The 26,847-nt window shown below is 70.4% G+C and carries 20 protein-coding genes and 2 pseudogenes; 15 read left to right on the top strand and 7 right to left on the bottom strand.

Features of this window, described 5'->3' with window-relative positions; genetic code table 11:
* Positions 1-7 precede the first annotated feature (7 nt).
* Positions 8-919, bottom strand: a complete 912-nt coding sequence (locus tag J2X68_RS14890) for a LysR substrate-binding domain-containing protein (protein ID WP_310432991.1) — start codon at positions 917-919, stop codon at positions 8-10.
* 154 nt (positions 920-1,073) lie between these two features.
* Between J2X68_RS14890 and J2X68_RS14885 the strand changes: the two genes are divergently transcribed.
* The gene (locus J2X68_RS14885) at positions 1,074-2,093 is read left to right on the top strand and encodes a bile acid:sodium symporter family protein (RefSeq protein WP_310432990.1); all 1,020 of its coding nucleotides are present in this window, start codon (positions 1,074-1,076) and stop codon (positions 2,091-2,093) included.
* 334 nt (positions 2,094-2,427) lie between these two features.
* On the opposite strand, the pseudogene J2X68_RS14880 reads toward J2X68_RS14885, so the two are convergent.
* A pseudogene (locus J2X68_RS14880) lies at positions 2,428-3,281 on the bottom strand (zinc-binding alcohol dehydrogenase family protein); the annotation flags it as partial.
* Here J2X68_RS14880 and J2X68_RS14875 point away from each other — a divergent pair.
* Both J2X68_RS14875 and J2X68_RS14870 read left to right on the top strand, forming a co-directional pair.
* Positions 3,274-3,528 (top strand): annotated as a pseudogene (locus J2X68_RS14875) (MarR family winged helix-turn-helix transcriptional regulator); the annotation flags it as partial. The pseudogenes J2X68_RS14880 and J2X68_RS14875 sit on opposite strands and share 8 nt — an antisense overlap.
* Positions 3,529-3,547: 19 nt before the next feature.
* Positions 3,548-4,075, top strand: coding sequence for an isochorismatase family protein (locus tag J2X68_RS14870; RefSeq protein WP_310432989.1), 528 nt, complete (start codon positions 3,548-3,550; stop codon positions 4,073-4,075).
* 72 nt (positions 4,076-4,147) lie between these two features.
* Here J2X68_RS14870 and fdhD read toward each other — a convergent pair whose 3' ends face one another.
* Genes fdhD through J2X68_RS14845 form a run of 5 tightly spaced genes read right to left on the bottom strand, consistent with a single transcriptional unit; the run spans position 4,148 to position 10,634 of the window.
* Entirely contained in the window at positions 4,148-4,996 is an 849-nt protein-coding gene (fdhD, locus tag J2X68_RS14865) for a formate dehydrogenase accessory sulfurtransferase FdhD (RefSeq protein WP_310432988.1), read from the bottom strand.
* Between the two features lie 7 nt (positions 4,997-5,003).
* The gene (locus J2X68_RS14860; protein WP_310432987.1) at positions 5,004-5,864 is read right to left on the bottom strand and encodes a 2Fe-2S iron-sulfur cluster-binding protein; all 861 of its coding nucleotides are present in this window, start codon (positions 5,862-5,864) and stop codon (positions 5,004-5,006) included.
* A 28-nt stretch (positions 5,865-5,892) separates the two neighbouring features.
* On the bottom strand, positions 5,893-7,716 hold the full coding sequence (locus J2X68_RS14855; RefSeq protein ID WP_310432986.1) for an NADH-ubiquinone oxidoreductase-F iron-sulfur binding region domain-containing protein: 1,824 nt from the start codon (positions 7,714-7,716) through the stop codon (positions 5,893-5,895).
* Between the two features lie 4 nt (positions 7,717-7,720).
* Positions 7,721-9,646: a molybdopterin-dependent oxidoreductase gene (locus tag J2X68_RS14850; protein WP_310432985.1), complete on the bottom strand. Its 1,926-nt coding sequence runs from the start codon at positions 9,644-9,646 to the stop codon at positions 7,721-7,723.
* 16 nt (positions 9,647-9,662) lie between these two features.
* Positions 9,663-10,634 (bottom strand): 2-dehydropantoate 2-reductase, encoded by a 972-nt coding sequence (locus J2X68_RS14845; RefSeq protein WP_310432984.1) that lies wholly within the window; start codon positions 10,632-10,634, stop codon positions 9,663-9,665.
* A 291-nt stretch (positions 10,635-10,925) separates the two neighbouring features.
* On the opposite strand from J2X68_RS14845, the gene J2X68_RS14840 reads away from it, so the two are divergent.
* From J2X68_RS14840 to J2X68_RS14785, 12 genes are all read left to right on the top strand, one after another.
* A complete protein-coding gene (locus tag J2X68_RS14840; protein WP_310432983.1) occupies positions 10,926-12,263 on the top strand; it encodes an OFA family MFS transporter in 1,338 nt (445 codons plus the stop codon).
* Positions 12,229-12,366: a hypothetical protein gene (locus tag J2X68_RS14835; RefSeq protein ID WP_020125643.1), complete on the top strand. Its 138-nt coding sequence runs from the start codon at positions 12,229-12,231 to the stop codon at positions 12,364-12,366. Before J2X68_RS14840 ends, J2X68_RS14835 begins: the two co-directional genes overlap by 35 nt.
* A 191-nt stretch (positions 12,367-12,557) precedes the next feature.
* The gene (locus tag J2X68_RS14830; protein WP_310432982.1) at positions 12,558-13,505 is read left to right on the top strand and encodes a beta-ketoacyl-ACP synthase III; all 948 of its coding nucleotides are present in this window, start codon (positions 12,558-12,560) and stop codon (positions 13,503-13,505) included.
* A gap of 228 nt (positions 13,506-13,733) precedes the next feature.
* On the top strand, positions 13,734-14,411 hold the full coding sequence (locus tag J2X68_RS14825) for a GntR family transcriptional regulator (RefSeq protein ID WP_310432981.1): 678 nt from the start codon (positions 13,734-13,736) through the stop codon (positions 14,409-14,411).
* 228 nt (positions 14,412-14,639) lie between these two features.
* Complete coding sequence (locus J2X68_RS14820; protein ID WP_310433090.1) at positions 14,640-15,821, top strand: ROK family transcriptional regulator; 1,182 nt, start codon at positions 14,640-14,642, stop codon at positions 15,819-15,821.
* Positions 15,822-15,971: 150 nt separating this feature from the next.
* On the top strand, positions 15,972-17,543 hold the full coding sequence (locus tag J2X68_RS14815; protein WP_310432980.1) for a sugar ABC transporter ATP-binding protein: 1,572 nt from the start codon (positions 15,972-15,974) through the stop codon (positions 17,541-17,543).
* Positions 17,540-18,556 carry an ABC transporter permease gene (locus J2X68_RS14810; protein ID WP_310432979.1) on the top strand — a complete coding sequence of 339 codons (1,017 nt, stop codon included), beginning with the start codon at positions 17,540-17,542 and terminating at the stop codon, positions 18,554-18,556. Before J2X68_RS14815 ends, J2X68_RS14810 begins: the two co-directional genes overlap by 4 nt.
* A 17-nt stretch (positions 18,557-18,573) precedes the next feature.
* A complete protein-coding gene (locus J2X68_RS14805; RefSeq protein WP_310432978.1) occupies positions 18,574-19,635 on the top strand; it encodes a substrate-binding domain-containing protein in 1,062 nt (353 codons plus the stop codon).
* 614 nt (positions 19,636-20,249) lie between these two features.
* Complete coding sequence (locus J2X68_RS14800; RefSeq protein ID WP_310432977.1) at positions 20,250-21,458, top strand: Gfo/Idh/MocA family oxidoreductase; 1,209 nt, start codon at positions 20,250-20,252, stop codon at positions 21,456-21,458.
* Between the two features lie 21 nt (positions 21,459-21,479).
* On the top strand, positions 21,480-22,478 hold the full coding sequence (locus tag J2X68_RS14795; protein WP_310432976.1) for a sugar phosphate isomerase/epimerase family protein: 999 nt from the start codon (positions 21,480-21,482) through the stop codon (positions 22,476-22,478).
* 262 nt (positions 22,479-22,740) lie between these two features.
* On the top strand, positions 22,741-25,236 hold the full coding sequence (locus tag J2X68_RS14790; protein WP_310432975.1) for a PQQ-dependent sugar dehydrogenase: 2,496 nt from the start codon (positions 22,741-22,743) through the stop codon (positions 25,234-25,236).
* A 14-nt stretch (positions 25,237-25,250) separates the two neighbouring features.
* Positions 25,251-26,633, top strand: a complete 1,383-nt coding sequence (locus J2X68_RS14785; protein WP_310433089.1) for a ThuA domain-containing protein — start codon at positions 25,251-25,253, stop codon at positions 26,631-26,633.
* Positions 26,634-26,847 lie beyond the last annotated feature (214 nt).

Genomic DNA, 26,847 nt, shown 5'->3' with positions numbered 1-26,847 from the left:
CCGGCCCTCAGCCGGTGCCGCCTCCCGGCAGGTCCAGCCGTCGACCGTGTCCTGCCGCCCGTCGGTGCAATCGGTCGCCTCCCGCCAGGATCGCCACCGCCAGCGCGTCCGCGGCGCCCTGGGCCGAGGTGCGTCGGGGCCCGTGCACCAGCACGAAGTCGACCTGCCCGAGCTCCGGCAGGCCTGCCCGTTCCGGGATACGCACCAGGCCCGGCGGGATCAGGCCACGCGAGTGGGCCATCACGCCGAGGCCGGCCCGGGCCGCCGCGATGAGGCCGTTGAGGCTGCCGCTCGTGCAGACGATCCGCCAGGCCCGCCCTTGCCGCTCCAGCGCCTCCAGGGCCAGGGCGCGGGTGATGCCGGGAGGCGGGAACACGATGAGCGGGACCGGACGGTCGGCGTCCAGACGCAGCCGTTCCGCACCGATCCACACCAGCCCGTCGTGCCACACCAACTCCCCCCGAGGGTCCTCGGGGCGTCTCTTGGCCAGAACCAGGTCCAGTTTCCCGGCGGAGAGTTGCTCGTGGAGGGTGCCCGACAGTTCCACCGTCAGTTCGAGGTCGACCTCGGGATGGTCGTAGCGGAAGCCTTCGAGGATCTCGGGCAGCCGGGTCAGCACGAAGTCCTCGGAAGCGCCGAAGCGCAGGCGGCCGCGCAGTCGGGTGCCGGTGAAGAAGGCCGAGGCCTGCTCGTGGACGTCCAGGATGCGGCGCGCGAACCCGAGCATCGCCTCGCCGTCCTCCGTCAGTTCCACGGAGTGCGTGTCCCGGGTGAACAGCGCCCGCCCGGTCGCGTCCTCGAGGCGTCGCACGTGCTGGCTGACCGTGGACTGACGCAGTCCGAGCCGCCGCGCGGCCTGGGTGAAGCTCAGCGTCTGGGCGACGGCGAGGAAAGTACGCAGATGGGAGGGCTCGTACACGCTCGCCACACTAGCGCCCTGGGCCGCCGGTCATCGTGATACGTGATGACAGTGAGAGCGGTATACCGGATTCCCGATCACGATGCGGAGGAGGACGATGGGGAGGGGCTCTCCGAGCCCGTACGCACGCCCATCGAACCGCACGTGGAGCACCGTGAAACGCCTGCACTGGCCGAGTCGGATGCCGGTCGACCCCTACATCCTGCTGCTGCTCGGCACCGTCGGGTTCGCGGCGCTGCTCCCGGCCCGCGGCGCCGCCGCCGACGTCGCCTCGGGTGCTTCCACGGCCGCGATCGCCTTCCTCTTCTTCCTCTACGGCGCCCGCCTCTCCACCCGTGAGGCGCTGGACGGGCTGAAGCACTGGCGGCTCCACGTGACCGTCCTGGCCTGCACCTTCCTGATCTTCCCGCTGCTGGGCCTGGCCGCGCGCGGCCTCGTGCCGGTGTTCCTCACCGACCCCCTCTACCAGGGGCTGCTCTTCCTCACCCTCGTGCCGTCGACCATCCAGTCGTCGATCGCCTTCACCTCCATCGCCCGGGGCAACGTGCCCGCAGCGATCTGCGCCGGATCCTTCTCCTCGCTGGTGGGCATCATCGTCACCCCGCTGCTCGCGGCGGCCCTGCTCGGCAGCAGCGGCGGTGGGTTCTCCGCGGACTCGCTGGTCGAGATCGTGGTGAAGCTGCTCGTGCCGTTCGTCGCGGGCCAGTTGCTGCGCCGGTGGATCGGCGGGTTCGTCGCCCGGCACAAGAAGGTGCTCGGACTGGTGGACCGGGGCTCGATCCTGCTGGTCGTCTACACGGCGTTCAGCGAGGGCATGGTGCAGGGCATCTGGCACCAGGTCAGCGCCGTACGGCTGGGTGGGCTGCTCGTCGTCGAGGCCGTGCTGCTCGCCGTGATGCTCGTGCTGACCTGGTACGGCGGCAAGGCACTGCGGTTCAACCGCGAGGATCGCATCGCCATCCAGTTCGCGGGCTCCAAGAAGTCCCTCGCCTCCGGACTGCCGATGGCGAGCGTCCTGTTCGGCGCGCATGCCTCCCTGGCGGTGCTGCCGCTGATGCTCTTCCATCAGATGCAGCTGATGGTGTGCGCGGTGATCGCCAAACGCCGGGCGAAAGATCCGGTGGAGGCGTCCCCGGAACCTGCCGAGGAGAGGGCGCGCGCGGCCGCCACGTGAGATCGTCGCCGGTCGCCGGTCGCCGGTCGCCGGTCGCCGGTCGCCGGTCGCCGGTCGCCGGTCGCCGGTCGCCGGTCGCCGGTCGCCGGTCGCCGGTCGGCAGTCGGCAGTAGACAGTCGGCGCTCGGCGGTCGTCCGTGCAGCGACGGTATGCAATGTGCGGTCGACCGCATCCGGGCTCCGGTCGATCCGACCCCCACACCTCCGCCCCGGTCACCCTAAGCACCAGCACCCGGCACTCAGGGTTTGGCACGAAGCACGAAGCACGAAGTACGAAGCACCCAGCACCCGGCACCCCGCGCCATCGACCCCGCTCCCTGCTCCCCGCCCCTGTTCACGGCACCAGGACGAGCTTGCCCGCATTGGCCCGGGACTCGATCGTCGTGTGTGCGTCGGCGGCGTCCTCCAGGGCGAACTTCTTGTGCACCACGGGCTTCAGCGCCCCGTCCGCGAACAGGTGCCACAGCTCCCGGCGCCACCGCTCGTACACCTCCGGCCGCCCGCGTGCGATGTGGGCCATCTGGAAGCCGATCACGGACTTGGGACCCACCAGCAGGTCGTACGCCTGGACCGTCCCTCCGCCGGAGCTGTACGCCACGAGCCGTCCGCCGGGCGCCAGGGCCGCGACGGTGGGCGCGAGCAGCGCGCCGCCGACCGCTCGAGCGCGTAGTCGACGCGGTCTCCCCGGTCCGGCAGCTGGTCGTAGGTGAGGATGTCGTCGGCGCCCAGTGCCCTCACGAAGGCGGCCTTCGCGGGATCGGACACGGCGCCCACGACACGGATCGCGCCGCGGGTGCGTGCCAGCTGTACGGCGAGGTGGCCCACCCCGCTCGCGGCGGCGGTGACGAGGGCGGCCTCGCCGGGTTCGGGGCGCGCGGCGGTGAGCGCGCCCAGGGCGACGAGGCCGCTGCGCAGCAGGGCGACAGCGTCGACCGCGTCGGCGTCATCGGGGACGGGGGAGGCCATGGCCTCCTGCAGCAGCGCGAAGTCGGCGTACCCGTGGCCGAAACACAGACCCGTCACGCGATCGCCGGCCCGGAATCGGCTGACCGCGTCCCCGACGGCCACGACCTCCCCGGCGATCTCGCCCCCGAGCGGAATCGGTTCCGCGGCCTCCGCGACCCTGCGGACGACGGGGAGCGTGACGCCGATCGCCTCGCAGCGCACGAGGAGCTCGGTCGGTCCCGGCCTCGATCCCAAGGACCTCGTCGGCATCCTCAACGACCTGCAGTCCGCGGGGCTGGCCGTGCGCGAACCGGATCCGAACGACCGCCGGAAGAACGCGGTGTCACTCACCGGCTAGGGGCGGGGGCTGCTGCGGCGCTGCGAGAGGGCCGCCCGGGAGGCGAACGCGACGTTGCTCGCCCCGCTGTCCGCCGTCGAACGGGAGTACTTCACGGGCATGTTGATCCGTATTTCCGGTACGGAGGGCTGACGACGGATAACGTTCCGTCATGACCACAGCTCTCCCTCTCGTCCCCGCGCGCAGCGCTCTCGTCCTCGTCGATCTGATGGACCGCATCGTCGCGTTGCCCCTGGAACCCCGCAAGGGAGCCGAAGTGCTGGCTGTCGCGGAGGAGTTGGCGGCGCGGTTCCGGTCGGCCGGAGCGCTCGTCGTCCTCGTCCGTGTCGAACGTCCCGGCGTCGCCGAGCAGCCGCCCGGCAGCGGCTTGGTCCAAGGCCTCTACCAGGACGGCGACTTGGAGATCGTCAAGCGGACGATCGGCGCGTTCCAGGGGACCGGTCTGGACGAACGACTTCGCGCGTCCGGCGTGACCACCCTCGTGTTCGGCGGCATCGCCACCAACCTCGGGGTCGAGTCGTCCGCCCGCGCCGCGGGTGATCTCGGCTACGACCTGGTCTTCGTCGAGGACGCCATGTCCGCTCTGACCGGGGCCGAACACGAGGCCTCGGTGAAGCTGGACTTCCCTCGGCTGGGAACCGTGGCGCGCGCGGGCGACGTGCGTTTCACGAGCGGCTGAGGCGGGGCCCCCACGGCGCAGGGGGCGCTCCCCGCCGGTCGGGGCCCCGCCGCCGTGCCGCGGGGAACCGGGTCAGCCCTGGGCGGCCGCGGTTCGCAGGGTGATGCGGTCCTCACCCGCGTACACGTTCATGGAACTGCCCCGCAGGAAGCCCACCAGTGTCAGGCCGGTCTCCGCTGCCAGGTCCACCGCCAGGGAGGAGGGCGCCGAGACCGCCGCGAGCAGCGGGATGCCCGCCATGACGGCCTTCTGTGCCAGCTCGAACGAGGCCCGGCCCGACACCAGCAGGATCGCCCGGGACAGGGGCAGGTCCCCGTTCTGGAGGGCACGGCCGACCAGTTTGTCGACCGCGTTGTGCCGTCCCACGTCCTCGCGCACGTCGAGCAGTTCACCGTCTTCGGAGAACAGGGCCGCCGCGTGGAGCCCCCCGGTCCGGTCGAAGACCCGCTGGGCCGCGCGAAGCCGGTCGGGGAGGCGCGCGAGCAGCTCGGGTTCGATCCGGAGCGGGGGAGTGTCGGCGATGGGCCAGCGGGCCGTCGTGCGGACCGCGTCCAGGCTCGCTTTGCCGCACAGGCCGCAGGAGGAGGTGGTGTAGACGTTCCGCTCGAGGGTGATGTCGGGCATCGTCACGCCCGGGGCCGTGCGGACGTCCACCACGTTGTAGGTGTTGGATCCGTCGACCGTCGCGCCCGCACAGTAGACGATATTCAGCAGATCGGATGCGGTGGCCAGCACCCCCTCGCTGACCAGGAAGCCGGCCGCCAGCGCGAAGTCGTCACCGGGCGTGCGCATGGTGATGGCCAGCGGCTTGCCGTTGAGCCGGATCTCCAGTGGCTCCTCGGCGACCAGGGTGTCCGGCCGGGTGGAGACCACCCCGTCCCTGATGCGGATCACCTTGCGGCGTTCGGTGACTCGTCCCATGTCGTGATCAGCCTCGGTTCTGTACGTGCTGGTAGCCGAAGCGGCCCTTGATGCAGAGATTCCCGTGGGTCACGGGGTTGTCGTGCGGTGAGGTCACCTTCACGATGTCATTGTCCTGCACATGGAGCGTGAGGTTGCAGCCCACCCCGCAGTAGGCGCAGACGGTCGTGGTCTGCGTCTGGGCTGATTCGTCCCAGTTCCCGGCCGCTCGCCGGTCGTACTCGGACTTGACCGACAGCGCTCCGGTCGGGCACACCTCGATGCAGTTCCCGCAGTACACACATGCCGAGTCGGTCAGCGGGGCGTCGTGCTCGACGGCGATGCGGGCGTCGAAGCCCCGCCCCGCGACGGAGATCGCGAAGGTGTTCTGCCACTGGTCACCGCAGGCGTCCACGCACTTGTAACAGAGGATGCATTTGTCGTAATCGCGTACATACAGATCGTTGTCGATCTTCGGCTCCTCGTTCAGCCGGGCCGCGTCGGGGCCGAAACGCTCCGGCTTCGCGTCGTACTCCTTGATCCATTCCGCAACCACAGGTGTCGTGGACAGATCCACCGAGGACGCGAGCAGCTCGAGAACGATCTTGCGGCTGTGGCGGGCCCGCTCGGTGTCGGTGCGCACGTCCATTCCGGGCTCGGCCCTGCGGGAGCAGGCCGGCACCAGGGTGCGGGAGCCCGCCACCTCCACGACGCAGACCCGGCAGGCGTTCTTCGGGGTGAGCGTGTCGCCCTGGCACAGGGTCGGCACGTCCTTCCCGGCGGCCCGGCAGGCGTCGAGGATCGTCGATCCCTCGGGGACCCTGGCCTCCCGCCCGTCGATGGTGAACTCCACCAGCCGGCGCGGCACTCCCAGCGGAATCGCGGTCATACGGCGGCTCCTGTGCGGTCGGTCGCGGTCATTCGTACGCCCCCAGACGGTCGATGGCGGATTCCACGGCGTTCCACGCGGTCTGGCCGAGGCCGCAGATCGAGGCGTCCCGCATGGCGCGGCCCACCTCGCGCAGCAGGGCGATGTCGTCGGCGGCGTCGGCGCCGGTGCGCTCCACGATCCGGTGCAACGCCTCCTCCTGACGTACGGTCCCGACCCGGCAGGGCACACACTGTCCGCACGACTCGTCCCGGAAGAACTCGGCGATGCGCAACAGCAGCCGGGGCATCGGGACGGTGTCGTCGAAGGCCATCACGACCCCCGAACCGAGAGTCGTGCCCGCGTCCCGCGTGCCCTCGAACGTCAGCGGGATGTCCAGTTCGTCGGGCCGTACGAAGCCGCCGGCCGCGCCGCCGAGCAGTACGGCACGCAGGTTCTCGCGCACTCCGGCGAGGGTGAGAAGTCCGCCCAGCGTCGTGCCGAAGGGGAGCTCGTACACGCCGGGGCGCTCGACGCCGCCCGACACGCAGAACAGCTTGGGTCCGGTGGATCCGGGCGTGCCGATCGCGGCGTAGGCCGGTGCGCCCATGGTGAGGACCGGCAGGACGTTGACCAGGGTCTCCACGTTGTTCTCGACCGTCGGCCTGCCGAAGAGGCCCTTCTCCACGGGGAACGGCGGTTTCGAGCGCGGCTCGCCCCGGTACCCCTCGATGGAGTTGAACAGGGCTGTCTCCTCGCCGCAGATGTACGCGCCGGCGCCCCTGCGGATCTCGATGTCGAAGGCGTAGCCCTGGCCGAGGATGTCGTCGCCGAGGAGACCGCGAGCCCGTGCACAGTCGACCGCATATTGCATACGGCGCAGGGCGCGCGGATATTCGCCGCGGAGGTACAGGTAGCCCTGGTGCGCGCCGACCGCGTACGCCGCGACCGTCATCGCCTCCACCAGCGCGTACGGGTCGCCCTCCATGAGGACGCGGTCCTTGAACGTGCCCGGCTCGGACTCGTCCGCGTTGCACACCAGATAGTGCGGATGGTCGGGCTGGGACGCCGTGGCCCGCCACTTGCGGCCGGTGGGGAAGGCGGCGCCGCCGCGGCCGAGCAGGCCGGAGTCGGTGACCTCGCGGATGACCCCGGAAGGGCCGAGCGCGAAGGCGCGGCGCAGGGCCGTGTAGCCGCCGTGGGCCCGGTAGTCGTCCAGCGACGACGGATCGACCACGCCGACCCGGCTCAGCAGGATCAGCGACGGGTCCCCGGCCTGGGGCACCGCGTCCGCCGCCGGCGCCTCCTCGGGCGCCGAGTCGGGGGCGCTCGCCGCGAGCACGGCCTCCTCGACCGTCGCCGGCGCCGACACCGCCGTACGCACCGGATCGCCGGCCCGGACGGCGAGTGCGGCCGGGGCGCGCTCGCACAGGCCGAGGCAGGGGCTGCGCTGGACGGACACCCCGCTGCCCGCGCCCAGCCGTGACTCGATCCCCGCGCACAGCCCGGAGGAACCCGCGGCGGCGCAGGCGAGGTCCGTGCACACGTGGAGCACCGTGGCCGGCCGCGGCCCGACCGAGAACATCGCGTAGAAGGTGGCGACCCCGTACGCCTCCGCCGGGGGCACGGTCAGACGGCGGCACAGGTAGGCGAGGGCGCCCTCGCTGATCCAGCCGACGCGGTCGTTGATCGCGTGCAGTCCCGGCAGCAGCAGATCGCGTCGTTCCCGGGCCGCGCGGCCGCCCCGTGCCCACCGCAGGTCGGCGTCGGAACGGTCGGCGCCCTCCCAGGAGGACTCCGGTGGGCCGAACAGGGCGTCCACGGCAGCCCGTTCGTCGTCGGTCGGTCCGCTGTCGCCGAAGTGCAGGTCCACGACGTCACCTCACCCAGGTCGGGGCCGGGAGCTTCTCGATCCGGATCGCCGACGCCTTGAACTCCGCCGTCCCCGCGATCGGGCAGTTCGCCTCGATCGTCAGCTGGTTGGTGTCCACCTCGTCGGGAAAGTGCATGGTCATGAAGGCGAGCCCCGGCCGCAGGGCGGTGTCGATCCACACCGGCGCGACCACGGATCCGCGCCGCGAGCTCACCCGTACCTCCTCGCCGACGACGACCCCGTAGCGCTCCGCGTCCTCCGGGCACAGCTCGACGTACTCGCCCCGTCGCAGGGGCGAGGCGAAACTCCCGCTCTGCACGCCGGTGTTGTAGGAGTCGAGCCGTCGTCCGGTCGTCAACCGGATCGGGTACTCCTCGTCCGTGAGGTCGACCGGCGGATCGTGCCGGACGATGCCGAACGGCGCTGGCCTGCCTCGTCGTTCCGCGCTCTTCTCCCACAACCTCCCGTGCAGATATGCGGGTTCGAGGTCATCGACGCTCGGGCACGGCCACTGGATGCCCTGATGCTCCTCCAGCCGGTCGTACGTCATCCCGTGGTGGTCCGGGGACACCGACCTGAGCTCGTTCCAGACGGCTTCGGCGTCCGCGTACTTCCACTCGTGCCCGAGCCGGGTCGCCAGGTCGCAGAGGATGTCGATGTCCTCGCGCGCCTCGCCCGGCGGTGTCACGGCGCGCCGCACCCGCTGAACCCGCCTCTCGCTGTTGGTCGTCGTGCCGTCCGTCTCCGCCCATCCGGCCGTGGCGGGAAGCACCACGTCGGCCAGCTCGGCGGTCTTCGTGAGGAAGATGTCCTGCACGACGAGGAAGTCGAGGGCCCGCATACGGCGTACGGCCTGCTCGCTGTCCGCCTCCGACTGGGCCGGGTTCTCCCCGATGCAGTAGACGGCCTTCAGCGATCCCTCCTCCATGGCCTCGAACATCTCCGTGAGATTCAGTCCGTAGTGCGGCTGGATGACGGTGTCCCAGGCCGACTCGAACTTCAGCCGGGCACCGGGGTCGAGGATGTCCTGGAACCCGGGGAGGCGGTTGGGTATCGCGCCCATGTCGCCACCGCCCTGGACGTTGTTCTGTCCGCGCAGGGGCTGGAGGCCGGAGCCGTAGCGGCCCACGTGCCCGGTGAGCAGCGAGAGATTGATCAGCGCGCGCACGTTGTCCGTGCCGTTGTGGTGCTCGGTGATGCCGAGGGTCCAGCACAGCTGGGCCCGCTCGGCGCGGGCGTAGGCATGCGCCAACTCCTTTATGGCGGAGGCCGGTACGCCCGTCACCTTTTCCGCGAGGGACAGCGTCCAGGGCTCCACGAGTTCCTCGTACGCCTCGTATGCGCTGGTCGCGCGTTCCACGAACGCCTCGTTGACGAGGCCGGCGCGGATGATCTCGCGACCGAGCGCGTGCGCCATGGGGATGTCCGTCCCGACGTTGAGGCCGAGCCAGCTGTCCGCCCATTCGGCGGTCGACGTCCGGCGCGGATCGACCGCGTACATCCGGGCGCCGTTCCTGATCCCCTTCAGTACGTGCTGGAAGAAGATCGGGTGCGCGAAACGCGCGTTGGACCCCCACATCACGATGACGTCGGTGTGCTCGATCTCCTCGTACGACGACGTCCCGCCACCGGAGCCGAAGGCCGCCGACAGACCGGCGACGCTGGGCGCGTGACAGGTCCGGTTGCACGAGTCGACGTTGTTGGTGCCCATCACGACCCGGGCGAACTTCTGCGCCACGTAGTTCATCTCGTTGGTCGCCCGGGCACAGGAGAACATGCCGAACGCGCCGCGGTTGCGCTGCAGGCCCCGCGCGGTGCGCTCCAGAGCCTCCTCCCAACTCGCCTCTCGGAAAGGCTCGTCGCGCGAGTCCCTGACGAGTGGTCGGGTGAGCCGGGTGTAGGTCTTCGGGGCCCGGTCGCGTTTCCTCATGCGTGCTCCCCAGCGATCATGCGGCGCTCCGCAGAGCGAGCAGGTCCGAGATGGCGTGCACGGTGCGCAGGGTGGGCACCTCCACGCCGGTGATCTCCGCCAATTCGACGACGGCCGCCAGGAGCACGTCGAGTTCGAGCGGCTTGCCGCGCTCCAGGTCCTGGAGCGTGGAGGTGCGGTGGTCGCCGACCCTCTCCGCGCCCGCGAGCCGGCGCTCGATGGAGACGCCCACCTCGCAGCCCAGAGCTTCGGCGACCGCGAGCGTCTCGCGCATCATCGTCTCGATGACCTGGCGGGTCCCGCCGTGCAGGCACATCTGCCGCATGGTGGCGCGGGCCAGCGCGCTGATCGGGTTGAAGGAGATGTTGCCCAGCAGCTTGAGCCAGATGTCGTTGCGCAGGGCCGGTTCCACCGGGCACTTCAGCCCGCCGGCCTGCATGGCCTCGCTGAAGGCCAGACAGCGGGCCGACACACTGCGGTCGGGCTCGCCGACGGAGAACCGGGTTCCTTCCAAGTGGCGCACGACGCCCGGTCCGTCGAGCTCGGTGGCCGCGTAGACCACGCACCCGACGGCCCGTTCGGGCGCGAGCACCGCACTGACCGTGCCGTCCGGGTCCACACTCTCGATCCGCAGTCCGTCGCAGGGGCCGCCGTGGCGGTGGAAGTACCACCAGGGGATGCCGTTCTGGGCGGCGACGACCGCTGTGGAGTCGTGCAGCAGGGGTTCGATCAGCGGCCCGCACGCCGCGTACGAGTGGGCCTTGAGGCCCAGGAAGACGAAGTCGACCGGGCCGATGTCCCCCGGGTCGTCGGTGGCGTGGGCGCGGGCGGTGAAGTCGCCGCGCGGACTGAGCACCCGTACCCCGTCCCGCCTCATGGCCGCGAGATGCGGTCCACGGGCGACGAGATGCACGTCGGCGCCGGCGCGGTGGAGCGCCGCACCGACGTAGGCGCCGATCGCACCGGCGCCGAGAACTGCGACTTTCATGGCCAGGGAGCTCCGTTCGGTCGAGGGTACCGAGGAACTGTCGAATCCTGTCGACGAAATATTGTCTACAGTATGGAACAGGGGGCGGCAAGGGTTCGCGCAGCGTCCGGGATGGTTCGCGGTCGGCGCGCGAGGGCGGCCCTGCAAGGGCGTGGCCCTGGAAAGCCGTCTCGAAAGCGGTTACGGAAACCGGTCGGTCCGACCGTTCGGCGCAGCGTGGATACCGTTCACCGCATACCGTCGACGCGCCGCCTTCTCAACGCCCGTGCCGCTTCCTACCGTGCAGGACTCATGAGTCCCCCTGTCGCACCGGCCGGCTGGAGCCGCTGGCTCGTCCCCCCGGCCGCTCTCTCGGTCCATCTCTCCATCGGCCAGGCTTACGCCTGGTCCGTGTTCAAGCCGCCGCTGGAGTCCGCGCTCGGCCTCAGCGGCACCCAGAGCGCGCTTCCGTTCCAGCTGGCCATCGTCATGCTCGGCCTGTCCGCCGCCTTCGGCGGCACGCTGGTCGAGCGCAACGGACCGCGCTGGGCGATGACCGTCGCCCTGATCTGTTTCTCGTCCGGCTTCCTGATCTCCGCCCTCGGAGCCGCCACCGAGCAGTACTGGCTGATCGTCCTCGGCTACGGCTTCGTCGGTGGAATCGGTCTCGGTATCGGTTACATCTCGCCCGTCTCCACCCTGATCAAGTGGTTCCCCGACCGGCCCGGCATGGCCACCGGCATCGCCATCATGGGTTTCGGCGGCGGCGCGCTCATCGCCTCGCCCTGGTCGGCGCAGATGCTGGAGTCGTTCGGATCCGACAGCTCCGGCATCGCCCTCGCCTTCCTCGTGCACGGGCTGTCGTACGCGGTGTTCATGACGCTGGGGGTCCTGCTGGTCCGCGTGCCGCGCGCCACCCAGCCGGTCGCGGGCGGGCCCATCGCCGTCGAGGGCGTGCAGGTCTCGGCCGGCCGGGCGGTGCGCACGCCGCAGTTCTGGTGCCTGTGGGTCGTGCTCTGCATGAACGTGACCGCGGGCATCGGCATCCTGGAGAAGGCCGCCCCGATGATCACGGACTTCTTCGCCGACACCTCCACCCCGGTCTCGGTGTCCGCCGCGGCCGGCTTCGTCGCCCTGCTCTCCGCGGCCAACATGGCGGGCCGGATCGGGTGGTCGTCGACCTCGGACCTGATCGGCCGCAAGAACATCTACCGGGTGTACCTGGGCGTCGGCGCCCTGATGTACGCCCTCATCGCCCTGATCGGGGACTCGTCGAAACCCCTGTTCGTGCTGTGCGCGCTGGTGATCCTCTCCTTCTACGGCGGCGGATTCGCCACGATCCCGGCCTATCTCAAAGACCTGTTCGGGACCTACCAGGTCGGCGCGATCCACGGGCGGCTGCTCACCGCCTGGTCCACCGCGGGCGTGCTCGGTCCGCTGATCGTCAACTGGATCGCCGACCGGCAGGAGGAGGCCGGCAAGCACGGCTCGTCCCTCTACACCCTGTCCCTGTTCATCATGATCGGGCTGCTGGCCGTCGGCTTCGTCGCCAACGAACTCGTCCGGCCCGTCCACGCCCGCCACCACCACGTCCCCGCCCCGAGGGAGGCCACCGATGTCGAACGACAGCAGCCCGAGTCCGCAGCCTGACCGGCGGCCGCTGATCGCCTTCGCCTGGCTGTGGGTGGGCGCGCCCCTCGCCTACGGGCTGTACGAGCTGGTACAGAAGGCGACGCAGCTGTTCACGAAGTGACCGGGCAGCGGTGTTTCTCGGGGGACGGGTGCTCCACGGGTACACGTTCGGCGGTTGCTCGGGCGTCCGAGGGCTGGGGGGAAGCCGACAACCCGGGAACCGGTTTCCTGTCGCTTCACGCGTCCTCGTACCCGTGAGTCACTGATCAGACTGGTGGATCCCGCTACCCAAGGCAACGAGGGGATCCCCCAATGAACGGCTCGCGCATCGCCGCCGTCGGCCACTACCAGCCCGCCAAGGTGCTCACCAACGAGGATCTGGCGGGTCTGGTCGACACCAGTGACGAGTGGATCAGAAGCCGGGTGGGCATCCGCACGCGCCACATCGCCGGCCCCGACGAACCCGTGGACGAGCTGGCCGCGCACGCCGCAGCCAAGGCGCTCGCCTCGGCCGGCCTCATGCCGAGCGACATCGACCTGGTGCTGGTCGCGACCTCCACGGCCGTCGACCGCTCGCCGAACATGGCGGCCCGGGTCGCCGCACGTCTCGGCATCCCGAAGCCGGCCGCGATGGACGTCAACGTCGTCTGCGCCGGTTTCACCCACGCGCTGGCCACCGCCGACCACACCGTCCGCGCCGGGGCCGCGACCCGTGCCCTGGTCATCGGCGCCGACAAGATGTCCGAGGTGACCGACTGGAGCGACCGCACGACCTGCGTGCTCGTGGGCGACGGCGCGGGCGCCGCCGTGGTCGAGGCCTGTCCCGACGGTGTGGAGCCCGGCATCTCGCCGGTGCTGTGGGGCTCGCTGCCCGAGATGGGGCACGCGGTGCGCATCGAGGGGCAGCCGGCGCGGTTCGCACAGGAGGGGCAGAGCGTCTACCGCTGGGCCACCACCCAGCTTCCGCCGCTGGCGCGCCAGGCCTGCGAGCGGGCGGGCCTCACCCCCGCGGACCTCGCCGCCGTCGTCCTGCACCAGGCGAACCTGCGCATCATCGAACCCCTCGCGCAGAAGATCGGCGCCGTCAACGCGGTGGTCGCGCGTGACGTCACCGAATCGGGTAACACCTCCGCCGCCAGCATCCCGCTCGCCTTCTCCAAGCTCGTCGAGCAGGGCGCCGTCTCCACCGGGGACCCGGTACTGCTGTTCGGCTTCGGCGGCAACCTGTCGTACGCGGGACAGGTCGTGCGCTGCCCGTGAGCGGGTGCGGGACCGCGCTCGCGGGTGGATTCCCGCGGGTGGGGCGCGGCGTAGTGTGACGCGATCGACTGTGCCCGGCTCTGGCTACTGTGCGCCGTAGACTGTAGACGAAAGACAATCGATACTCGGCTGTAGACAGTCGATCGGCTGCGAACAGCCGAGCATGTCCATCGATACGTGGCTTTCCGGTTGCAGTTGCCCGGTGCTGCCCAGGAGGGGGACCGACCGATGTTGTCGACAGGACTGCCGCAGGGCGCGGTGCCCAAACTCGAACGCCCCGGCCCGCTGCGCGACCGCGTCTACGAGGCACTCCTCGAACTCATCACCACCCGCGCTCTGCAGCCCGGCCAGCATCTCGTCGAGAGCGAGCTCGCCACGCACCTCGGCGTCTCGCGGCAGCCGGTGCGCGAGGCGCTCCAGCGGCTGAACACCGAGGGCTGGGTGGACCTCAGGCCCGCCCAGGGCGCGTTCGTGCACGAGCCGACCGAGGAGGAGGCGGACCAACTCCTCACCGTGCGCACGCTGCTGGAGGCGGAGGCCGCGCGGCTCGCCGCGGCGCGCGCGGACAAGGCCGGCGTCGAGGCCCTGGACGAGATCCTGGCCCAGGGCATGCTGGCCGTCGCCGGCGACGACGTGGACACCGCGGTCGCCCTGAACGCCCGCTTTCACGCGAAGATCATCGAGCTCGCGGGCAACGCGGTGCTCGCCGAACTGGCAGCCCAGGTGGACCGGCGCGTGCGCTGGTACTACACGCCGATCGCCCGGCAGCGCGGCCACCAGTCCTGGATCGAGCACCGCGATCTGATCGCGGCGATCGCCGCCCACGACGAACAGCTGGCCACCCGGTTGATGCGCGAACACACCGAGCACACCCGGCGCTCGTACCACGACCGGCCCACGTCCTGAGCGCGCTCTGAGCATGTCCTGAGCACGTCCTCAGCTCCCTCGGCACCGGTGTCCCACCGGGCCTCGGCCGTTTCCGGGTGCGTCGGTTCCGCTCTTTGTCCTGAGAGTGGAGAAAGTTGACGGCAATCCGTGCACAGCTTCTTCCCAGGTTCGGCAGGCGCTGCTACGTTCCCTTCGAAAGCCCGACACTGGTGGCCGAACTGAGGCGGGGAGGGGTTCGTGAGACGTATGACGGCACGCCCCGCGAACGCCCACCAGGCCCGTCTGCTCAAGCTGTTGCGGGACGGCGGCCCCAACTCCCGCGCCCAACTGGGTGATCAGATCGACCTGTCACGTTCCAAGCTCGCCGTGGAGGTCGACCGGCTCCTGGAGACCGGACTCGTCGTGGCCGACGGACTCGCCGCCTCGCGCGGCGGCCGCCGCTCGCACAACGTCCGGCTCCACCCCGGGCTGCGCTTCCTCGGTGTCGACATCGGCGCGACCTCGGTCGACGTCGCCGTCACCAACGCCGAACTGGAGACGCTCGGGCACCTCAACCAGCCCCTCGACGTACGTGAGGGCCCGGTCGCGGTCTTCGAACAAGTCCTTTCCATGGCTGCGAAGTTGAGGGCGACGGGACTCGCCGAGGGCTTCGACGGCGCCGGCATCGGCGTCCCCGGTCCGGTGCGCTTCCCCGAGGGCGTGCCGGTGGCTCCGCCGATCATGCCCGGCTGGGACGGCTTCCCCGTGCGGGAGGCGCTCAGCCAGGAGCTGGGCTGCCCGGTGATGGTCGACAACGACGTGAACCTCATGGCGATGGGGGAGCAGCACGCGGGCGTCGCCCGCACCGTCGCCGACTTCCTCTGCGTCAAGATCGGCACCGGGATCGGCTGCGGCATCGTCGTCGGCGGTCACGTCTACCGCGGTACGACCGGCAGCGCCGGCGACATCGGGCACATCCAGGCCGTGCCCGACGGCCGTCCGTGCGCCTGCGGCAACCGGGGTTGTCTGGAAGCCCACTTCAGCGGCGCCGCCCTGGCCCGGGATGCGCGGGAAGCGGCCCAGCAGGGCCTCTCGGCGGAACTCGCGGCACGGCTGGAGACGAACGGCGGCCTCACCGCGGTCGATGTCGCCGCCGCGGCGGCCGCGGGTGACGCCACCTCGCTGGAGATGATCCGCGAAGGCGGCAACCGCGTCGGCCAGGTCATCGCCGGACTCGTCTCCTTCTTCAACCCCGGCCTGGTGGTGATCGGCGGCGGAGTGACCGGCCTCGGGCACACCCTGCTCGCCGCGATCCGTACCCAGGTGTACCGCCAGTCGCTGCCGCTGGCGACCGGCAACCTGCCCATCGTCCTGGGGGAGTTGGGCCCCACCGCCGGTGTCATCGGCGGGGCCCGGCTGATCAGCGACCACCTGTTCTCACCCGCGTAGACAGCACCCGACCCGGCCCGACCAGCACAGCGTGTCGCTCCGCCCTGCCCTGCTCCACCCTGCTCCACCTTGTTCCGCCCTGCTCTGCCCCGAGAACAACGACTTGTTCCGCCCTGACTCCGGCCCGCACGCCCGCCGAGGGGAACCCACATGGCAACGGAACCACCCCTGCTCAGCATGTCCGGCATCACCAAGTCCTTCCCCGGAGTACGGGCGTTGGACGGCGTCGACCTCGCCGTCCAGGCCGGCGAGGTGCACTGTCTGCTCGGCCAGAACGGGGCCGGGAAGTCCACCCTCATCAAGGTCCTGGCCGGTGCCCACCAGCCGGACGACGGTGTCATCCGCTGGCGGGGAGACCCTGTCACCCTGCGCTCCCCGATTGCCGCCATGCGCCTCGGCATCGCCACCATCTACCAGGAACTCGACCTGGTGGAGCACCTGTCGGTGGCCGAGAACGTGCACCTGGGACACGAGCCCACGGCGGCCGGATTCGTCGTACGGCGCAAGGTGGCGCGTGCCTCCACGGGCGCCCTGCTGCGACGACTTGGACATCCCGAGATCGGACCGGCGCGGCTGGTGGGCGAGTTGTCGGCGGCACAGCAGCAGATCGTCTCCATGGCGCGGGCGCTCTCCCACGACGTGCGGCTCATCGTGATGGACGAACCGTCCGCCGCGCTCGACCCCGACGAGGTCGACAACCTGTTCCGCATCGTCGGGGACCTGACCGCCGACGGAGTGGCCGTCGTCTACATCTCGCACCGGCTGGAGGAGATCCGTCGCATCGGAGACCGCGTGACCGTGCTGAAGGACGGCCGCGCGGTGGCGGGCGGGCTTCCGGCGAAGACGACGCCGCCCCGTGAGGTCGTCGCGATGATGACCGGACGCAACGTCGAGTACGTCTTCCCTGAACGCCCCTCGGGCGACGCGGTCACCGCCACGGTCGACGCCGGGAGCGATCCCGGCGCCGGCGACGGCCCTGCCGACGTGACGCCGGTGCTGGAGGTGCGAGGGCTCGCCAGAGAGGGCGAGTTCGCGCCCCTCGACCTGACGGTGCGGCCCGGCGAGATCGTCGGGCTCGCCGGACTGGTCGGCTCGGGACGATCGGAGATCCTGGAGACGATCTACGGAGCCCGCAGACCCAGCGCCGGTCAAGTCCTCGTCGAAGGACTGCCGTTGCGTCCCGGCAGCGTGCGTGCGGCCGTACGGGCCGGGCTCGGACTGGCCCCCGAGGAACGCAAGGCGCAGGCCCTGCTGATGCTGGAGTCCGTCACCCGCAATGTCTCCGTCTCCTCCATGTCCCGCTTTTCGCGCGGGGGTTGGATCGACCGGCGGGCTGAGCGAGAGGCCGCGCGGGCCGCGACGCGCGAGCTGTCGCTGCGCCCCGACAATCCGTCCGTCCCGGTCCGCACGCTGTCCGGCGGCAACCAGCAGAAAGCGGTGCTGGCCCGTTGGCTGCTGCGTGGCTGCCGGGTCCTGCTCCTCGACGAGCCGACGCGCGGCGTCGACGTCGGCGCCCGTGCCGAACTGTATGCGGTCGTCCGTCGACTGGCTGACGAAGGCCTCGCCGTGCTGCTGGTCTCCAGTGAGGTGCCCGAGGTCCTCGGCCTCTCCGACCGCGTACTCGTGCTCCGGGAAGGCCGCGTCGTCCACACGGCGCCGGCCCGTGAGCTGGACGAACACCGCGTACTCGATCTCGTCATGGAAGGAAGCCCGGCGTCATGACGCAGCCCGTCTCCCCACCGCGGGACTCCACCGGCAAGGTGCCGCAGATCCCGCTTCCCGCCTGGCGCACCGCAGTGGCCCGCGCCGACGTCCGCACCCTCTCCCTGCTCGGCGTGCTCGCCGCGCTCATCGTGATCGGCGGCCTCACCAAGCCGGACGAGTTCCTCGACACCCGCAACCTCCAACTCGTCCTCACCCAGGGTTCCGTGATCGGCGTCGTCACCGTCGGCATGACCTTCGTCATCACCTCCGGGGGCATCGATCTCTCGGTCGGTGCGATCGTCGCGCTGGCGTCGGTCTGGGCGACCACGGTCGCCACCCAGGAATACGGTTTCGCGGGCATCCTCTTCACGGCGGTGATCGTCGGCCTGGGCTGCGGCCTGGTCAACGGGCTGCTCATCGCGTACGGCGGGATGGTCCCGTTCATCGCGACGCTCGCCATGCTGGCCTCCGCCCGCGGGCTGGCGCTCCAGATCACGGACGGCCGGACGCAGATCGTCACGGTGAACGGCGTCCTCGACCTGGGCGAGCGTGACGCCTATGTGCTCGGTGTCCCGCCGCTCGTGATCGTCTTCGCGGTCGTGACGGTGATCGGCTGGCTGGTGCTGAACCGCACCACGTTCGGTCGCCGCACGGTCGCCGTCGGCGGCAACGCGGAGGCCGCCCGGCTCGCCGGCATCGACGTACGACGCCAGCGGCTCTATCTCTACCTGCTGTCCGGGCTGTGCTGCGGCATCGCCGCCTTCCTGCTGATCATCCTGTCCGGCTCGGGACAGAACACCAACGGCAACCTCTACGAACTCGACGCCATCGCGGCCGCGATCATCGGCGGCACGCTGCTCACCGGGGGGCGCGGCACCATCACCGGATCCGTGCTCGGCGTACTGATCTTCACCACGATCACCAACATCTTCGCCCTGAACAACCTGCAGAGCGACGTCCAGCAGATCGCCAAGGGCGCGATCATCGTCGCCGCCGTGCTGGTCCAGCGCCGTACCGCGAGCACGACCTGAGGAAAGGGTTCACCGCCATGCCAGAGCCGACACCGTTCACGAACCGCTTCACCAGTCGCAGAGGAATGCTCCTCGGGGCCGCCGCCGTTTCCGCCGGAACCTTCCTCACGGGTTGCACCAGCAACGACTCCCAGGACGAAGAACCGGCCGCGAACGACCGGCCGGCCGCCGACGACAAGCCCGGCAAGCAGGTCACCATCGGTTTCGCCGGACCGCAGGCCGACCACGGCTGGCTCAACGCCATCAACGACAACGCGCAGAGCCGCGCGAAGAAGTACTCCGACGTGACCCTGGAGATCACCGAGGGCTCGAACGACACCGCCCAGCAGATCGGCCAGATCGAGACCTTGATCAACAAGAAGGTCGACGTCCTGGTCGTGCTGCCCGCCGACGGCAAAGCCCTCACCCAGGTCGGTCTGAAGGCGATGCGTGCGGGCATCCCCGTCGTCAATCTCGACCGGATCTTCAACACGCCTCAGGCGTACCGGTGTTGGGTCGGCGGTGACAACTACGGGATGGGGCTCAACGCCGGGCACTACATCGGCGAGAAGCTCAAGGGCAAGTCCGGCGCCCGCGTGATCGAGTTGGCCGGGCTCGACAACCTGGAGCTCACCAAGCAGCGGACCCAGGGTTTCGACGACGCCCTGAAGAACTACCCCAACATCAAGAAGGTCGCCCGGCAGGCCGCCGAGTTCACGGTCGAGTCGGGGCAGGCCAAGATGGCCCAACTGCTCCAGGCGCAGCCCAAGTTCGACGCGCTGTGGAACCACGACGACGACCAGGGTGTGGGCGCGCTGCGTGCCATCGAGCAGGCCGGACGTGACGACTTCCTGATGGTCGGCGGTGCGGGCGCCCTGGCCGCGTTCCAGGCGATCAAGCAGGACAACGGCGTTCTGCAGGCAACCGTTCTCTACCCGCCGACCATGGCCGCCTCCGCCATCGACCTCGCCCGCGCGCTCGGTCAGGGCAAGGGTGTCGGAGGTCTCGCGGAGTACGAGATCCCCGCCTCCATCACGCTCTACTCGGCGGTCGTCGACAAGACGAACGTCGACCAGTACATGTCCACCGGCTTCAAGTAGGGCGTGCCCTGCCCGGGGGATGACCGCATGCCGCCGGGTCGAGCCGCGTGCCGCGGGCCGCGGGCAATCGGCCCCGGGCGACCGGCGACCGGTTGACGGGCGGGCGACGGGCTGTGAAGTGCGAGATGCGGGGTGCGGTGTACGAAGTGCGGGATACGACGTACGGGATACAGCAGACAAGGCGACAGTCACAGGTACTGACCGCCGGGCACTCTGCCGAGCGGCCTGAACCGCGGGCACGGTGCGGTAGCCGTCGGTCTCCGGCACGCTCGCCCGGTTCCGTACGGCGCCGGGGCAGTCGACGACTCTCCGGAGAGGGGCAGGGGGCACCGGGCCCGGGGGCAGGCCCGCACTGCCCGAGGGGCCGAGGGCCCGAGGGACCACCTCCACCGCCATCCAGCCCGGCGTAGGCCCCCGAGAAGGCCCGAGCCCACGAGCCTGCCGCACCGCCCGAGGGTGTCCCGTCCGAGCCGACCCTCGCACCCGGCGACACCAGCCGATCCGGCGGCACCGGCTCCACCGGGGCATTCGCCGGACAGCCCGGCCTCGCGCCCGGCCTCGCGCCCGACCGCGTCCCGGCCCCGCCGTGCCACGACGACAAGGAGGACAACCGTATGGAAGAGCCGCAGCAGTCAGCAGGACCGGAGGCGGACAAGCAGCCGCTCCGTGTGGGGATGGTCGGTTACGCGTTCATGGGCGCCGCCCATTCCCAGGGCTGGCGTACCGCGGGCCGGGTCTTCGATCTTCCCCGCCGTCCGGTCCTCGCGGTGATCTGCGGCCGCGACCCCTCCGCCGTGCGGGCGGCGGCGGACCGGCACGGCTGGGCGGCCGCCGAGACCGACTGGCGTGCTCTGATCGCCCGGGACGACGTCGACCTCGTCGACATCTGCACCCCCGGTGACTCGCACGCGGAGATCGCCGTGGCGGCGCTGGCCGCCGGCAAGCACGTCCTGTGCGAGAAGCCCCTCGCGAACAGCGTCGAGGAGGCCGAGACCATGGCCCGCGCGGCCGAAGCCGCTGAAGCCAGAGGTCAGTTGGCCATGGTCGGCTTCAACTACCGCCGGGTCCCGGCCACCGCCCTGGCCCGGCGGATGGTCGTCGAAGGCCGACTGGGCACGTTGCGACACTTGCGCGTGACGTACCTTCAGGACTGGCTGGTGGACCGAGAGTTCCCCCTGACCTGGAGACTGCGCAGGGAGCTGGCAGGCTCCGGCTCGCTCGGCGACCTGGGCGCGCACATCGTCGATCTCGCACAGCACCTGGCGGGGGAGCGGCTCGCGGGCGTCTCCGCGATCACCGAGACGTTCGTACGGCAGCGGCCGCTGCCCGGGGGTTCGACGAGCGGCCTGAGCGCGTCCTCCGCCGGTGGCGCCGGCACGGTCACCGTGGACGACGCCGCCCTGTTCACGGGCCGATTCACTTCGGGTGCGCTCGCCTCCTTCGAGGCGACCCGGTTCGCCACCGGACGCAAGAACGCGCTGCGCCTCGAACTCAACGGTGAGCGAGGCTCGTTGGCCTTCGATCTGGAACGCCTCAACGAACTGTGGTTCCACGACGCCACCGAGCCCGGCACGCACGCCGGCTTCCGCCGCATCCTCGTCACCGAGCCCGACCACCCCTACCTCGACGCCTGGTGGCCGCCGGGCCATGGGCTCGGCTACGAGCACACCTTCGTCCACCAGGTCCGCGACCTGGTGCACGCCGTCGCCGAGGGCAGTCGCCCCGAACCCTCCTTCGCCGACGGACTGCAGGTCCAGCGCGTGCTGGCGGCGGTCGAGGAGAGCGCCGAGAAGAACTCCGTCTACACCCCGATAGCGGACTGAGGACCGAGGAGGGCCTGGAGCATGCCGCGTACGTTCACACTCTTCACCGGCCAGTGGGCCGACCTGCCCCTGGAGGAGGTCTGCCGTCTCGCCCGCGACTTCGGATACGAGGGGCTGGAACTCGCCTGCTGGGGCGACCACTTCGAGGTCGACAAGGCGCTCGCGGATCCCGGGTACGTCGCGTCCCGCCATCAACTCCTGGACAAGTACGGACTCAAGTGCTGGGCCCTCTCCAATCACCTGGTGGGCCAGGCGGTCTGTGACGCCATCATCGACGAACGCCACCAGGCGATCCTGCCCGCCCGCATCTGGGGCGACGGCGAACCGGAGGGCGTCCGGCGGCGAGCCGCCGCCGAGATCGCCGACACCGCCAGGGCCGCGGCCGCCTTCGGCGTCGACACGGTGATCGGCTTCACCGGATCCGCCATCTGGCATCTCGTCGCCATGTTCCCGCCCGCGCCCGAGACGATGATCGAGCGGGGCTACGAGGACTTCGCCGAGCGCTGGAACCCCATTCTCGACGTCTTCGACGCCCAGGGCGTGAGGTTCGCGCACGAGGTTCATCCGAGCGAGATCGCCTACGACTACTGGACGACCGTACGCACGCTGGAGGCCGTCGACCGTCGACCGGCCTTCGGCCTCAACTTCGACCCGAGCCACTTCGTGTGGCAGGACCTCGACCCGGTCGGCTTCCTGTGGGACTTCCGCGACCGCATCTACCACGTGGACTGCAAGGAGGCCCGCAAGCGTCTGGACGGCCGCAACGGACGACTCGGCTCCCATCTGCCCTGGGGGGACCCGCGACGCGGCTGGGACTTCGTCTCGGCCGGTCACGGCGACGTCCCCTGGGAGGACGTCTTCCGCATGCTGCGCTCCATCGACTACCAGGGCCCGATCTCCGTGGAGTGGGAGGACGCCGGAATGGACCGGCTCCAGGGCGCCCCCGAGGCCCTTGCCCGCTTGCGGGCCTTCGACTTCGAGCCACCGTCCGCGTCCTTCGACGCGGCGTTCGGCAACTGAACCGACGCCATCGACCGAGCCGACCGCGAGATCGCACCGCACCGACCGCACCGACCGCACCGACCGAACCCACCGACCGAACCCACCGACTCGAAGGACTCGGCCGAGCGAACCGAATTGTCCGAAGCGTTCGAGGCATCCGAGGCCTTCGAGGTGATCGAGCCCCCCACAGGCTCACCTGACTGTTCTTCCGTCACCGGGATGACGGCGCATCCCGGCGTTCGCACCCGCCCGTACAACCAGCCCCACTCTGGAGGCATCCGTGCACGGGAACGACCCCACCACCCCCACCCGCAGAGCCGAGACCCGCAGACGACGTCCCTCGCTGCGCAGAACCGTCGCCCTTCTGAGCGGCACCCTGCTGGCCGGCGCGTCGCTCACCCTCGCCGCACCCCAGGTCGGCGCAGCCGTCGCCGACCCGGTGGCAGCGGCCGAGGACTTCCAGCAGGTCACCCTCGCCAAGGGGGAGGCCGAGGTGGGCGAGCCGATGTCGCTCGCCGTCCTGCCCGACCGCTCCGTCCTGCACACCTCACGCGACGGCGAACTCCGGCTCACCGACGCCGCCGGCACCACCCGGCTGGCCGGGAAGCTCGACGTCTACTCCCACGACGAGGAGGGTCTCCAAGGCATCGGCGTCGACCCGGAGTTCGCGGCCAACCACTTCATCTACCTCTACTATGCGCCACCGTTGAACACCCCGGCGGGCGATGCCCCCGAGACCGGGGCGGCTGCCGACTTCGCCCCCTTCGACGGGGTCAACCGCCTCTCCCGCTTCGTGCTCGGGACGGACGGGACGCTCGACGTCGCGAGCGAGAAGAAGATCCTCGACGTTCCCGCCTCGCGCGGCCTGTGCTGCCACGTGGGCGGCGACATCGACTTCGACGCGGCAGGCAACCTGTACCTGTCGACCGGCGACGACAGCAACCCCTTCCAGTCGGACGGCTTCACGCCCATCGACGGACGCGACAACCGCAACCCCGCGTTCGACGCCCGCCGTTCCTCCGGCAACACCAACGACCTGCGCGGCAAGATCCTGCGCATCAAGGTGAACGCCGACGGCTCGTACGCCATCCCGGACGGCAATCTGTTCGCGCCCGGCACGGACCGGACACGGCCCGAGATCTACGCGATGGGTTTCCGCAACCCGTTCCGCTTCAGCGTCGACAAGGCCACCGGCATCCTCTACGTCGGCGACTACGGTCCCGACGCCGGCGCTGCCGATCCGGCCAGGGGACCCGCCGGTCAGGTCGAGTTCGCGCGCGTCACCGGTCCCGGGAACTTCGGATGGCCGTTCTGCACGGGCGACAATGATCCGTACATCGCATACGATTTCGCGACGGGTGTATCCGGCGCGCCCTTCGACTGCGCCGCCCCGAAGAACACCTCGCCGCACAACACCGGCCTCACCGATCTGCCCCCGGCCCAGCCCGCCTGGATTCCGTACGACGGTGCTTCGGTACCCGAGTTCGGCGACGGTTCCGAGTCCCCGATGGGCGGCCCCGTCTACCACTACGACGCCTCGCTCGACTCGCCGGTGAAGTTCCCGGAGGCGTACGACGGGAACTTCTTCGCCGGGGAGTTCGGCCGACGCTGGATCAAGCGCGTCGTCAGTGACGCGAACGGCGCCGTGCAGTCGATCAACCCCGTCCCGTGGACCGGCACCCAGGTGATGGACATGGCATTCGGACCCGACGGGGCGTTGTACGTCCTCGACTACGGCACCGCCTGGTTCGGCGGCGACGAGCACTCCGGTCTCTACCGCATCGAGAACGCCACCGACGGCCACTCCCCGGTCGCCCAGGCCGCGGCCGACCGCACCTCGGGACAGGCCCCGCTGAAGGTGCGCTTCTCCTCCGCCGGAACGACCGACCAGGACGGCGACGCGCTCACCTACGCCTGGGACTTCGGCGACGGCGGCACCTCGACGGCGGCCGACCCCACGCACAGGTACAAGAGGAACGGCACGTACACCGCGACCCTGACCGCCCAGGACGGCTCCGGCCGTACCGGCAGCTCCAGCGTGCAGATCGTGGTGGGGAACACGGCGCCGACGGTGGTGCTCGAAACCCCGAAGGACGGCCGGCTGTTCAGCTTCGGTGACGCGATCCCGTTCAAGGTGCGGGTCACCGACCCGGAGGACGGCAAGGCGATCGACTGCTCCAAGGTCGAGGTCACGTTCGTCCTCGGACACGACAGCCACGGTCACCCGGTGACCTCGGCAAACGGTTGCACCGGCACCCTGCAGACCAGCGCCGACGGCGGCCACGACGAGGACGCGAACATCTTCGGAGTCCTCGACGCCGAGTACACCGACGGCGGAGGCGGCGGCCAGGCCCCGCTCACCTCGCACGACCAGAGCGTCCTCCAGCCCCGTCACCGCCAGGCCGAGCACTTCGGCGACGCGTCCGGCGTCACGGTCATCACGAAGGACGGCGCGCACGGCGGCAGGACGGTCGGCGACATCGACAACGGTGACTGGATCTCCTTCACGCCCTACGTCCTCGGCGACGCCGAGAAGGTCACGGCACGTGTCTCCTCGGGCGGCGCGGGCGGAACGCTGGAGATCCGCGCCGGCTCACCCACCGGCACCCTGCTCGGCAAGGCCACCGTCCCGGTGACGGGCGGTTGGGAGAACTTCCAGGACGTCAGCGCCGATCTGTCCCGCGCCCCACGCGGCACCACCACGCTCCACCTCGTCTTCAAGGGCGGATCCGGCGCTCTCTTCGACGTGGACGACTTCACCTTCACCACCGGCTGAGAGGAGGGCACGTGATGGATGCGATCCGCCGACTGGCCACCGTCGTCATGGGTACGGCGCTGCTCCTCGGCAGCGTCTCCGGCCCGGCTGCCTCGCACTCCGGGGACAGCCCGGACAAGGGCAACGGAAAGGGAAACAGCGAGAAACGCGTACTGGTCTTCTCCAAGACGGCCGGTTTCCGGCACGACTCGATCCCGGACGGCGTCGCCGCGGTGCGGGAACTGGGTGCGACGGGCGGCTTCGGAGTCGACGCCACCGAGGACGCCGGTGCGTTCACGCCGCAGAACCTGCGGCGCTATCAGGCCGTCGTCTTCCTGTCGACGACCGGGGACGTCCTGGACGCCGCGCAGCAGACCGCCTTCGAGAGCTACATCCGGCACGGCGGCGGCTATGTCGGGATCCACGCGGCGGCCGACACCGAGTACGACTGGGAGTTCTACGGCGGCCTCGCCGGCGCCTGGTTCCAGTCGCACCCGGCGATCCAGCCGGCGACGGTGGACGTCGAGGACCGGGCCCACCCGGCGACCTCGGGGCTCGCCCGCACCTGGAACCGCACGGACGAGTGGTACAACTACCGCTCCAACCCGCGCGAGCGGGCCCATGTCCTGGCCTCGCTCGACGAGCAGTCCTACACGGGCGGCACCATGAACGGCGACCATCCGATCGCCTGGTGCCAGAACTACCAGGGCGGCCGCGCCTTCTACACCGGGGGCGGCCACACGAAGGAGTCCTACGCGGATCCTGCATTCCGTAGACACCTGCTGGGTGGAATACTGTATGCGGTCGCCGATGTGCAGGCCGACTGCCGACCGGAGAACGGATACCGTCCGCTCTTCGACGGCACGTCCCTGGACGGCTGGCAGCAGGCCGGACCCGGCTCCTTCACCCTCTCCGACGACGGCACACTGACGTCGACGGACGGAATGGGATTGCTCTGGTACGCAGGCCGGAGCTTCGGCGCGTACTCCGTGAAGCTCGACTGGAGGACCACGGCCGCCGCTCCGGGCGACCCCGGTGACGACAACTCCGGCGTGTTCGTGGGCTTCCCGCCGTCGGACGACCCGTGGTCCGCCGTCAACAACGGCTACGAGATCCAGATCGACGCCACGGACGTCCCCGAGAAGACCACGGGGTCGGTCTACGGCTTCCGGTCCGCCGACCTGAAGAAGCGGGACCGCGCGCTGAACCCGCCGGGGGAGTGGAACACGTACGAGATCCGGGTCGAGGGCGAACGCCTGCGCGTCTGGCTCAACGGCGTGAAGATCAACGACTTCACCAACACCGACCCGGCGCGGAGTCTGCGCGACGGGCACCTCGGGCTCCAGAACCACGGAGCCGACGACCAGGTGTCCTTCCGTGACGTCCGGATCAAGGAACTGCCCGTCCAGGGCGACTGAACGGCGGCGGGCGGGGGACGCCGTACCCCCGCCCGCCGTCACCACCTCGGCCCCTCAGCAACGCCGAACCGCTCCGCGCGCAGGACCTGTTCGCTGATTCCTCCTCCCTCCGGCCCCTTCCCCTCACCCCTCCTCACCCCTCCTCACCCCTCGTCCCTTTCCCTCGCCCCTCTCCCCCCCCCCACCTCGTTCCCCGGGGTTCGCGCACGACAAG

Origin of the sequence: Streptomyces sp. 3330 (assembly GCF_031456635.1) — a bacterium.
Lineage (GTDB): Bacteria > Actinomycetota > Actinomycetes > Streptomycetales > Streptomycetaceae > Streptomyces.
Note: the sequence above shows the minus strand (reverse complement) of the source record. Positions and strands in the feature narration are given on the sequence as shown.